This is a genomic window from Sphingobacterium prati, from assembly GCF_013167215.1.
Lineage (GTDB): Bacteria > Bacteroidota > Bacteroidia > Sphingobacteriales > Sphingobacteriaceae > Sphingobacterium > Sphingobacterium prati.
This window is the reverse complement of record NZ_JABJWY010000034.1, coordinates 1349324-1360081: the sequence shown is the minus strand read 5'-3', so window position 1 is coordinate 1360081 and position 10758 is coordinate 1349324. Positions and strand designations below refer to the sequence as shown.

13 protein-coding genes are annotated in these 10758 nt (G+C 36.1%); 10 read left to right on the top strand and 3 right to left on the bottom strand.

The features are described from left to right. The first annotated feature begins 76 nt into the window (after window positions 1-76). Together HPC41_RS15925 and HPC41_RS15920 are read left to right on the top strand one after the other, a co-directional pair. Complete coding sequence (locus HPC41_RS15925; RefSeq protein WP_120334405.1) at window positions 77-1309, top strand: IS256 family transposase; 1233 nt, start codon at window positions 77-79, stop codon at window positions 1307-1309. Window positions 1310-1742: 433 nt separating this feature from the next. After that, window positions 1743-1934 carry a cold-shock protein gene (locus tag HPC41_RS15920; protein ID WP_172394922.1) on the top strand — a complete coding sequence of 64 codons (192 nt, stop codon included), beginning with the start codon at window positions 1743-1745 and terminating at the stop codon, window positions 1932-1934. A gap of 188 nt (window positions 1935-2122) precedes the next feature. Here HPC41_RS15920 and HPC41_RS15915 read toward each other — a convergent pair whose 3' ends face one another. From HPC41_RS15915 to HPC41_RS15900, 3 genes are all read right to left on the bottom strand, one after another. Then, window positions 2123-2698 (bottom strand): hypothetical protein, encoded by a 576-nt coding sequence (locus HPC41_RS15915; protein WP_172394921.1) that lies wholly within the window; start codon window positions 2696-2698, stop codon window positions 2123-2125. 105 nt (window positions 2699-2803) lie between these two features. Then, a complete protein-coding gene (locus HPC41_RS15905; protein ID WP_172394920.1) occupies window positions 2804-3907 on the bottom strand; it encodes a TlpA disulfide reductase family protein in 1104 nt (367 codons plus the stop codon). Window positions 3908-4247: 340 nt separating this feature from the next. Further along, a complete protein-coding gene (locus HPC41_RS15900) occupies window positions 4248-4466 on the bottom strand; it encodes a hypothetical protein (RefSeq protein WP_172394919.1) in 219 nt (72 codons plus the stop codon). Window positions 4467-4906: 440 nt separating this feature from the next. Between HPC41_RS15900 and HPC41_RS15895 the strand changes: the two genes are divergently transcribed. The 8 genes from HPC41_RS15895 to HPC41_RS15860 all read left to right on the top strand — a co-directional run bounded on the left by HPC41_RS15895 (window position 4907) and on the right by HPC41_RS15860 (window position 10664). Then, a complete protein-coding gene (locus tag HPC41_RS15895; protein WP_172394918.1) occupies window positions 4907-5836 on the top strand; it encodes an alpha/beta hydrolase in 930 nt (309 codons plus the stop codon). Between the two features lie 83 nt (window positions 5837-5919). After that, complete coding sequence (locus HPC41_RS15890; RefSeq protein WP_216660782.1) at window positions 5920-6504, top strand: SMI1/KNR4 family protein; 585 nt, start codon at window positions 5920-5922, stop codon at window positions 6502-6504. A gap of 35 nt (window positions 6505-6539) precedes the next feature. Next, window positions 6540-7073 (top strand): HAD family hydrolase, encoded by a 534-nt coding sequence (locus tag HPC41_RS15885; protein ID WP_172394916.1) that lies wholly within the window; start codon window positions 6540-6542, stop codon window positions 7071-7073. A gap of 94 nt (window positions 7074-7167) precedes the next feature. Continuing rightward, window positions 7168-7512, top strand: a complete 345-nt coding sequence (locus tag HPC41_RS15880) for a TfoX/Sxy family protein (protein ID WP_172394915.1) — start codon at window positions 7168-7170, stop codon at window positions 7510-7512. Window positions 7513-7838: 326 nt separating this feature from the next. Beyond that, complete coding sequence (locus HPC41_RS15875) at window positions 7839-8306, top strand: energy transducer TonB (RefSeq protein ID WP_172394914.1); 468 nt, start codon at window positions 7839-7841, stop codon at window positions 8304-8306. A gap of 438 nt (window positions 8307-8744) precedes the next feature. Continuing rightward, complete coding sequence (locus HPC41_RS15870) at window positions 8745-9326, top strand: hypothetical protein (RefSeq protein WP_172394913.1); 582 nt, start codon at window positions 8745-8747, stop codon at window positions 9324-9326. A gap of 192 nt (window positions 9327-9518) precedes the next feature. Further along, window positions 9519-10313, top strand: coding sequence for a DUF2711 family protein (locus HPC41_RS15865; protein WP_172394912.1), 795 nt, complete (start codon window positions 9519-9521; stop codon window positions 10311-10313). 54 nt (window positions 10314-10367) lie between these two features. Further along, entirely contained in the window at window positions 10368-10664 is a 297-nt protein-coding gene (locus HPC41_RS15860) for a DUF4304 domain-containing protein (protein ID WP_172394911.1), read from the top strand. The last annotated feature ends 94 nt before the right edge of the window (window positions 10665-10758 follow it).

Genomic DNA, 10758 nt, shown 5'->3' with positions numbered 1-10758 from the left:
GAGACTGTAACATGAACTGTGTCAGAGGAATAATTCAATAAGATTATTTATATTCAATTATTCAAACGACACGGTCATGAAAGAAAAAGACCCATTCGACTTTGAACGCTTCAAGGCAGAAGCCATGCAAGGTCTTTACGAAGGTAAAAGTTTGTCTCCCAATGATGGCGTCCTAGCGCCGTTAATGAAGCATCTGTTGGAATCAATGATGGATGGAGAACTGGAAAACCATTTGAACGAAGAGAAAGCTTCGGGCAATAGCAACCGGCGAAATGGCAAGACAAAAAAGACTGTCCGAGGCCTTAACACTGGGACATTTGAACTGGAAACAGGCCGTGATAGATCCGGCACATTCGAGCCTAAGGTAGTACCTAAAAGGCAATTAATCATTACTGAACAGCTTGAGGGACACGTGCTGAGCATGTATGCCAAAGGAATGAGCACACGGGCGATAAGCGAGTTTATACGCGAAATGTACGCAATGGAAATCTCTGCCACTGAAATATCGCGTATTACCGAAAGTGTACTTCCAGCTGTAAATGAATGGCGTAGTAGGCCTCTTGAAGCTGTTTATCCCTTTGTATTCCTGGACTGCATGCACATTAAAGTTCGCCAGAATGGAACTGTTGAATCAAGAGCTATTTATAACATACTGGGAGTTGGTATGGATGGTAGAAAAGATCTGATCGGTCTTTATAGCTCAGAAAATGAGGGAGCTAAGTTCTGGCTTTCAGTTCTTACGGATCTAAAGCAACGTGGTGTTGAAGACATCCTTATTGCTTGTATTGATGGTCTAAAAGGGTTTCCTGAGGCCATAGAAGCTATTTTTCCAAAAACAAAGATCCAGTTGTGTATTGTTCACCAAATCAGAACAAGTATGCGCTATGTAACTGAGAAAGATAAAAAGCTTGTTATGGAGGATTTAAAGCCAGTCTATAAAGCCGTGAACGAAGAAATAGGTTATGAGAACCTCTTGTCTTTCGAAGAAAAATGGGGTAAGAAATATCCGCTTGCTGCCAAATCCTGGATGGATAATTGGACCAATCTTTCTACTTTCTTTGAGTACGAGGATCAGGTTCGCAAGATTATATACACCACAAATCCGATCGAGGGAATGCACCGTCAGATACGAAAAATTATTAAGTCTAAAGGAGCTTTCAGCTCTGAACAGGCGCTCATGAAATTGATGTATTTAATTATTAAAGATATTGCAAAAAAATGGACGATGCCAATGCATAACTGGGGCTTGACCATATCCCAACTTTATATTAGATTTGGGGATAGACTCAAATTAGAAAGAGGTTTTTAAGATGCTAATCCAATGACACAGTTTGAGTTACACTCCCTTAATAAAAGAAAACTAGATCTTTCGTTTTATCCCGCCACTACCTTACTCCAACCAAGCCCTTTTGTAATGAAGAACTATGTTATAAATATTAAACATTTTGTTTTTCAATAATTTATACTTACATTCGTACAATAATCAGGCTTCTGCCATTGCTTCTTCTGAAACTTTTGAGTTTACTCTTTCTTCTCAGTCTTTGCCTTTTCAGCCGCTATTTTTGTCATCAATATATAAGGTAAAGTTCCTTTTTTCAAATTGATATTTTCAATACGATAAAAATACCAACTTCATTTTTTGTTTACAGATCGATTTAATTGCCTTAATGATATAAGTATCACTATAGCAATGGCACATGCCAAAGAAGTTTTAATAAATACATAATTTTATAATATATACAATGCAACAAGGAACAGTAAAATTCTTTAATGACACCAAAGGTTTTGGTTTTATTACACCATCAAATGGAGGTCAAGATGTTTTCGTACATTCATCAGGTTTAATCAATGATATACGCGAAAACGACACTGTAACATTCGATATAGAGAACGGTAAAAAGGGCATTAACGCTGTTAATGTGCGCGTAGCATAATTAAGTAGGAAGACTCAAAACTTTCTTTAAGTTAAGTTCAACAGATAGCATTTATGTTATCTGTTTTTTTTTTGATGTGACATAGCTTAATAGAGCTTTTCTTAAGCATAACCAGTTCTAAATCGATTTGATTTTTCAGATCACTTTTTGGTGAATGAATCAGATGAAAAAAAGCATATTAACTTTTATTAGTCAATATAATATTTGCTGGAAATAAAGTATAGTTCGAAAATAATGAAAAAGATAACCATGACCGCATACCAAAATGATTTTTTACTTTTTGAAAAAGCAAGCAAGCCGCACAGTGAAATATGGGTAACCATTTTCACACCGTAAAGAGGCATCAATTTTTCCAGATAAGTTTGTCCCTTTAGCAGTGTATCCAATATATCTACGCCATAAATCATAATTAGTAATAGAAAAATCCACTTTTTCCTTGAAAAAAAATAATTTCTATAGCTGTCGGAATAATCTTTGACATCCGAAGGATACAGCAGCTGGCAAAGCGTAAAGTAGAGCAGTATATAGGTTATTATTAAAATATATTCGGTGAAAGTCCAGACCCTCATCTCTCTCAGATTGTATTCCCACCACCAAAAATGGATCATCTGAACAAATAAATACAATACCCACAATAAGTGGATCCAGTAGGGTTTTGTTCTTCCCGGATGTTGAACAAATTTGACGGTACCGTTAAGTAAGCTACCAATTCCCAACCCTAGGATGATACTGATGACTGTTTTGATATGGTTAAAAAAATCCATTATAAAGTAGTAGTTCTAATGGTTTTAAATTAGTAGCAATCAACGTGAAGCCTATGCTGTCCGCACTTCACGCATTGAAATAAATACCCTCCTAAACTACTTATTTTATTGAATCAATTTATCTAAAACTGTTTTTAATTCACTACCTCTAAGATTTCGTGCTACAATTTTCCCTTCTTTGTCTAAAAGAAAGTTGTCAGGAACTCCTTTTAAGCCAAAAACCTGATAAAGTTCACCGTTGAAGCCACCTGTGGCCAATACATTAGTCCAAGATAGCTTATCATTGTCAATAGCTGCAAGCCAGTCCTCCCTTGATTCATCAATGGATACGGCCAATATCTCAAAGTTTTTTGATCTGTATTCGTTATACAAAGATCGCAGGTGGGGAAACTCCTTGCGGCACGGACCACACCAGCTCGCCCAGAAATCCACTAGAACATATTTCCCTCTGAAATCTTCAAGATTGACGAGCTCGCCATCATCGTTGGCGAGCTCAAATGTGGGAAGTTCTTTACCAAGTACTAGATGAGGATGCGCCATTATCTTTTTATTCAATAGCCTGCCTGTATAACTATTTTTAAGTTCGTTAGAAAGTACATTATATAATGTATTGACCAAGTTGGGTTGCCTCTTCAAAGAGGAAAAAGATCGGTTCAAAAGATCCAGGCTGTAGAAATTGTTAGGGTTGGTTTGGATAAATTTGCTTAAAATGCTATCTCCTAACGCCGTTTTATTTTCTTGGTTTTTATTTGCCAGATATACGGCTCTTCGGTTTTCATTGTAAGCTATCGCCGACTTATCTAAAGCAGAACCGTTCAATTCATATTTGTCGTTGTCAATATTCAAATTGTCTCTAGGGCCCGAGAGCCAACCTGTTAGACCATGAAAGTCTAACCGATCCCCCGGTGAGACCCAAAACGAGTAGACAATTTGATCTTTTACCAATCGTGGATTAAAGTCGTTGTCAATAATAAAATTAATACGTGTCGGTTCACCGATATTGCCACTAAAAGTAAAAGTTCGGTCAGCTGATAGTTGTAATGAATCACGAATTACTTTTTCATTATTTTTATAGATGATCCTATACTTCGCATTCGGAACAGTGTCGATCCTTCCCTGAATCGTAAAGTTGCTATTACTCTGTGCTATAGTGACCAAAGGAATTGATAATAATGATATTATAGCTAATAATACTGTTGATTTTCTCATAATTCTGAATTAGATCTACATCAACTAAGTTATTAGTTATAGATCAGATATGCAAGTCATCCACAAAAAAATATCTCTTTGGTTAGGTATTTACCTTTGTGGTATTCAGAAACACGAAATGTTTTTCGAGACGGTAAAGCAATCTACTAACTTTCACGCTCTCATTTATTCTCGGAGTTGATCTGTTACAAACAAAAGTCCATTGAAAGTCTTATCGCCGTAAAATCTCGATTCCTTAGAAATACTTCTGATGGAGGAAGTGGCGGAATTAATGCTAGGCATAACAAAAAGGAATGGGATCTGAGAAACCTGCTAAAATAAACACATCACGATATTTCAACTAAGTTACACCAATACTGATCTGAACAGTTAATTTCGCTTTATACTCAAAAAACCAAGCTTGGGCGTTTTGGTATATCTCGGAGATAGGCAAATCCTGTACAACTGCCTGCTCAACGCTCCCAGGAATAGTTCCAGAAATACCCCAACCGGCTAAAACAAAAGGCTCCAAGGCGAAAGGCATTCCAAAAGTTGACCAGTTGAAAACGGTCACAGCCAATTCTATACATGATTTTGTGGTAAATGGTACAATTGAAATTTCCGATAGCTTGGTATGAATTATATGGGAAAATTTAACAAGGGATAAAATCCAACTTGTTTTTTACAGTTTCTTTATTCTGGAAGATTGAAATCCACTTAAAATAACTGAAATTAGTATAAGTGTAATTCCAATAACTAACAATGGTATCCAAAATATAAAGCAAAATTTTGATAGTTTTATAATGAAATTGCTATCATCACCTCTCGAAACAAACATTCCAGCCCCAAATATTAAGATTAGAACTGGCGTAAACCGTCGCTCCGCGGACAGCTTACAAAAAGCGACTTGGCAAAACAGCTCCACTTTCGTACCTTCGATACGGCTACGATATTTCGCTAAGTCGCCGCGCCATTGGCGGTAATTTTATCTGAACTCATAACTGAACATAGAATTTTAAAATGACAAAAATATTTTTACTACTTTTTTGTACGCTAACATCAATAATTGGAAAAGCTCAAACAGAAAAAATTTATTCAAAAGCATACGGAAAAAGTGAAAATCCGACAATAATTTACATTCACGGCGGACCAAGAGGAAACTCGACACTTTTTGAGGGAACAACAGCAGGAAATTTAGCCAGAAAAGGTTTTTATGTTATCGTTTATGACAGACGTGGTGAAGGTCGTTCAATTGACACAACTGCAACATTTACTTTTCAAGAAGCAATTAGCGATTTAAATAGCATTTACAAAAAATATAATATCGAAAAAGCAAATATAATTGCTCATAGTTTTGGTGGTTTGGTTGGAACGCTTTTTACGGAAAAAAATCCTGAAAAAGTAAATTCATTAATTCTTACAGGTGCACTTTTTTCTCAACAAGAAACGTATAACCATATTTTGGAAACGACACGAAAGATCTACAAAAGAAAGAATGACACTTTAATGCTTTCCAAAATTTCTGAAATTGAAAAATTGGACAAAAATTCGGCTGAATACAGAAAGCAATGTTATGAAATTGCAAGTATGAACAACTATTTCAAAATGCCATTTCCGACAAGTGTGGCAATCCAAATTCGGGAAAATTATGAAAATAGTGAATATGGAAAAAGCAATATCCGAAATGACGACGCTCCTATTTTGTTCTATAAAAATGAAAGCAAAAATAATATTGACACCAAACCTATTTTAAAAAAACTAAAAAAAGAGAATGTAAAATTATTTGCAATTTATGGTATGCAAGACAAAATATTTTCAGAAAAGCAATTAAGCGATATGAAGAAAATAGTTAGAAAACAAAATTTCAAGACAATTGACAATTGTTCACATTATCCATTTGTTGACCAGCAAAATCCATTCATTGAAATAATCGAAAAGTGGATTAAATAAAAAACTACCGCCAGCAAAGTATTGCCAAAAGGTTAGCTGCAAGCATAACACACAACGCACATCAGTATAAAAAAATTGAATTTATGACACAGTTGGTGTTACACTCCCATGAATGGAAACTTATCCCAGGCACAATGACCCCTGGGGATTACGAAAGAGTGGCGATACAATTTGGTGTTACTTTACCCCAAAGCTTTATTGAATGGCATAAGCGCTATTTCTTTGCCGAATGTGATTGTTCAATAGTCAGACTACCGCACTCCTTGCCTTCCCAACCGCTTGCGGAAATAATATCTAATCTTGACTGGTATATACCTGAACAACTCATCCCACTTGGCCTGATTCCGTTTGCGAGTGAAGGCAATGATACAGGACCACTGGTATTTGATACGAGAGGCTCCGTCGAAAAAAATGATTATCCGATCAGAGTGTACGACCATGAATATGATGGCGAGCTCGACGGATTGAGCGAAATTATCTTTTCGTCATTCAGCAAGATGTTGGCATGCTTAACCCATTTGCTAAACGAAACTAAAACAAGAAAGCATTTTGAAGTAATCGCTGACTTTTATGCTATCGACCCAGACGGGGCGGGCTCTACTGGTCGACCATATTGGGAAAGTTGGATAGCAATGGGCCGGGCAAACTTCGAGGAATTTGGATATTAAGGTCAGCATTCAACAAATGAACATGTATAAATAATATGAAGGAAGTTCTTTTAGTATTGGATTTGGACGAAACATTGTTGTACGCTACAAAAGATAAGTTGATACAGCAGGAAGACTTTGTTGTAGGGCAGTATTATGTATATGTCCGTCCAAATTTAGACTATTTTTTATCAGAGATGGCTGGAGATTTTAAACTGGCTATTTGGAGCTCTGCGGATGATAGTTACGTGCATGAACTCGTTGATAAAATAAAACCAGCCGCTGTCGATTTTGAATTTGTCTGGGGACGATCTCGTACGACAAAAAAACGGATAAGTGTGACTGATGAATACTATTACGTAAAAAGGTTATCCAAAGTAAAACGAAAGGGCTTCTTATTGGAAAGAACGCTTATAATAGATGACACCGCTGAAAAATCAATGCTGAACTATGGTAACGCAATCCAAATAGCTGAATTTACAGGGAACGCTAACGATGATGAGTTACTCCTATTGGCTTCCTATTTAAAGAAATTTAAAAATGTTGATAATGTCAGGAGAATTGACAAAAGATATTGGAGGAATCAATAGAGAACTATCTTGTTATAAATCTTTAAATTATAAAAAGATATCTAGTTACAATGGCAGTTTTTGAGTAATTTTAAATAACAGACAAACTGAAGTGATGGCTTATAACAATGAACTTGTCAACCGCGTCCGCGTAAGGCTTGCAATAGAAGAAAATATCGAAGTTGAGGAAAAGAAAATGTTTAGCGGATTATCCTTTCTTGTTAATGGGAAAATGTGTATCAATATCAGCCATGACAATCTGATGTGTCGCTATTGCGCAAAACGGGAAGATGAAGTCTCAGAAAAAATAGGCTTCTTGCCTATGATTATGAAAGGAAAGCAACTAAAGGGCTATTGCTATGTCGAACCTATCGGTTTTCAAAAACCCGATGATTTTGAATATTGGATAAAAATATGCCTTGATTATAACCCAATTGCAAGAGCCTCAAAGAAGAAATGAAAAATAAACTTGAGTTAGTATACTTTATACACTCTGCCAAAGTTCGCGTTACAGTCTCATCCCGCATTTTCCCAATACAATGTTATCTGCAGTTATTTTAGCGGATTTTTGGAAATTTCATTATTAAACTGCAAACGCTCAACTAATTTCTCAATAATTTCATCCACTACAGAACTAAATAGCTGGTAATCTAGTATTACTAGATGCTGGATTAGGCCTGGATGGAAATAGGAATTTGGTTAACTTGCCGCTAGAACTGAGACCGACAAACGACGAGCGCTAGCATACTTTATACAATAATTTTCTAGTACCTTAGTAAAAAAAAGATGCAAAGAATAGTAAAGCTTAGCACACTTGTTACAGCATTGGTGTTTAATCTCTCTCTGGTCTTTTCGCAGGAAGCAAAAGTTGTTGATGTTAAAAGTACCGTCGAAAACAATAATCTTAAATTAACGGTGTCACCACCCAAAAACGGTGTTCCTGAAATTATACCTGATGTTAAGGCTGATTTCCAAGGAGGTCAATTGGCGTTAAACAACTTTATTGCTAAGAATCTGAAATACCCAAAGCAGGCAATTGAAAATGGTGTTCAGGGTGTTTTGGTGGTACGGCTCAAAGTGGCAAAAGATGGAACTGTGATCTTCGATGAATTTATTAAACAGCTAGGTTATGGTTGCGAAGCAGAGGCTAAAAGGTTAATCAAAACAATGCCAAAGTGGAATCCTGCTATGCTTAAAGGCAAACCTATTGACTCCAATTATACGATAAAGCTTGCATTTAAGTTTGTCGATTGATGACAGCCTCAGCTCCCTTTTAAAAATTGTGAGGTTCACTGATTCAACCAGATGATAAATCGTTATGTATACCACCAGTATACCTATTTATTGACTATAGCTTGTCTGCAAAATATATCCTTAGAACTGCGTTCTGTCAAAGTTTAAGCGCATCACTCTGCTGTATCTTGGCGGCATTATTTCTTCAGCTTTCATAAAATGGGACTGGTCATTTTTTCTTATCCCCACATTAATGTGAACGCAAATGGCCTTTATGAATAGAAACTTATTCCCGGATCATTAACTAATGATGATTACAAAAAAGTGGCCGCAGAATTTGGGGTTAGGTGGGATGGAATTTGAAAAGAGATATAATAAGGAAATTCGTTTTTTTATTGCATATTAGCCAGCGGAAAATTAGACCATTAGAATTGGTGCAACCTATAAAACAAATTGACTATGGAAAGGCCATATAGCGGTATTGCAACCCATTACGAAACTCCAACGGGATATTCCATTATCGTCCCGGCAAAGAAGCATTTACCTATTATCATTATTTTTAGTTTATGGCTGATTGGTTGGATACGATCAATTATTTTTTTTGCCCCGACACTTGAAAACTTTTACTATACCACTGGAGGTTTAAGCTTCGAGGGAATATTTTATATAGTTTGGTGGATCCTCTCGACGGCAGCTGGCTTATTTGTAACGAAAACGTTAATGTGGTATCTCATTGGAAAAGAAATCATTACAATAGATCGCGAGCAAATAAGTATTGCCAGAAAAAACGATATTCTATTCAGGCATAAGATTTATGATCTACAAGAAGCGAAGAAATTTCATGTTGAGGAAGAACATTTTGAGTTTGTTTTTTGGAATCAGGGAAATAGTTTAGGTATTTTTAGAAACAGAGGCACTATTCGATTTGAATATGGTTTTAAAACAATAAAATTTGCAAATGATATGGATCAAGCTGAGGCAAATCACATCCTGGAAACATTACGATCATCGGGCTATCTGAACGCCACAAATTTTGACTAAATAGCAATTTATTTGAACGAAAACAATCTAAAAATCGAATCCAACACGCTAAATGAAGAAATTAAGTCAATTTAATAATTCTAAAACGTTCTTTGTTAGTCCTCCTAAATCGACTTCTATCCTTTTCAAGTTTTTATAAAATTACATATATTGGATTTGAAATAAAGGCTATTCATACTTAACCGATATATTATGGGAAACATATTTGACGACGAAAAGTTATACCCTAATGAAGGAGCAATAAAAGAGCATTTCAAAGATCATTATGACAGCGTATTCATCGCATTGCTCCCCTTCTTTCAACTTGACAGAGAGGAAATTGATAAAGCTAATCTAAAAAAAGCCAAGTTACTATCGCACGAAGAAGCGTTGAAGGAAATTGATTTCTTAAAAAACCTTCCCGAGGCGAATAGAGAGATCTATAGTTACGACAATGAACGATATCCTGCCGATAAAGATATTTTTCGGGAGGGTAAAGCAATACCTTGGAAAAATATCGTGAATGGCTCAACCTTGACGGGCTATGCAGAACTTAATACGGCTTTAAGGACGTCAATAGGTGGGCTAAACCGGAATTTTACGAGACCGGACCTCATGGAAAAGCTTAACAATTTTACAGACCACGAAAGTATCTACCACCCGACTGAAGGTGCGTTTGGTATGCTTTCAAAGATGGCTATCTATAAAGCTTTCAAACTCTTGGGAAAGAACCAGATCCTGATAACCGACGAGTTTTATGAAAACACCACAACTATAGATCTTGATCGATTAACGGAATATGAATTCTGTGATGAGATCGGTGGTAAAGATTATTACCTATATTCGGCTGATAAAGAGATTCTGTTTACCATTGAGTGGGATAGCTTCTTCTTTCTCATCGCAACAGATCACAGAGAAATGGATCAGCTTATCGCTAGCGATTTGTTTGAGGGTTTTCTCTGTGATGACCATACAGAACATTATTGGGAATACACCGTTGAGCTATAAAATAACAATAATAGCCTGAAACAGATTTAGTATAATATAGTACGACGGTCGAATATGAAAACAGAAACTCAAGAAAAATTTGACAGAATCATAAAAGAAAGCTTTATTGAAATCTTAAAACCGCTTGGTTTTAAAAAGAAGGCCAACAACTTTTATTTGCCGCTTGAGAAAATTGGTCACATCATAAATATTCAAAAAAGTTATTATAGCACTAAAGACGGTATCCGTTTCACTATAAACGTTGGTATATTTTCACCGGAGTATTGGTTAGCGTGCTATAACTATCATAACGAAGAGATACCGGCATTTCCCGCCGAACATGAATGTTTAATTACACTTCCCGAAATTTAGAGATTTTCGACCTCTTCGACGGAAAGTCCTGTGCCTTTAGCAATATCAGCTATAGGTAATCCCATTTCCTTAAATGCTTTAGCAGTCTCAAGAG

Bases quoted from the DNA above. Each gene is read 5' to 3' on its own strand.
- HPC41_RS15860 (WP_172394911.1), top strand. From the start codon at position 10,368: ATGAAAACAGAAACTCAAGAAAAATTTGACAGAATCATAAAAGAAAGC.
- HPC41_RS15865 (WP_172394912.1), top strand. From the start codon at position 9,519: ATGGGAAACATATTTGACGACGAAAAGTTATACCCTAATGAAGGAGCA.
- HPC41_RS15920 (WP_172394922.1), top strand. From the start codon at position 1,743: ATGCAACAAGGAACAGTAAAATTCTTTAATGACACCAAAGGTTTTGGT.
- HPC41_RS15925 (WP_120334405.1), top strand. From the start codon at position 77: ATGAAAGAAAAAGACCCATTCGACTTTGAACGCTTCAAGGCAGAAGCC.
- HPC41_RS15870 (WP_172394913.1), top strand. From the start codon at position 8,745: ATGGAAAGGCCATATAGCGGTATTGCAACCCATTACGAAACTCCAACG.
- HPC41_RS15885 (WP_172394916.1), top strand. From the start codon at position 6,540: ATGAAGGAAGTTCTTTTAGTATTGGATTTGGACGAAACATTGTTGTAC.
- HPC41_RS15880 (WP_172394915.1), top strand. From the start codon at position 7,168: ATGGCTTATAACAATGAACTTGTCAACCGCGTCCGCGTAAGGCTTGCA.
- HPC41_RS15875 (WP_172394914.1), top strand. From the start codon at position 7,839: ATGCAAAGAATAGTAAAGCTTAGCACACTTGTTACAGCATTGGTGTTT.
- HPC41_RS15895 (WP_172394918.1), top strand. From the start codon at position 4,907: ATGACAAAAATATTTTTACTACTTTTTTGTACGCTAACATCAATAATT.
- HPC41_RS15905 (WP_172394920.1), bottom strand. From the start codon at position 3,907: ATGAGAAAATCAACAGTATTATTAGCTATAATATCATTATTATCAATT.
- HPC41_RS15890 (WP_216660782.1), top strand. From the start codon at position 5,920: ATGACACAGTTGGTGTTACACTCCCATGAATGGAAACTTATCCCAGGC.
- HPC41_RS15915 (WP_172394921.1), bottom strand. From the start codon at position 2,698: ATGGATTTTTTTAACCATATCAAAACAGTCATCAGTATCATCCTAGGG.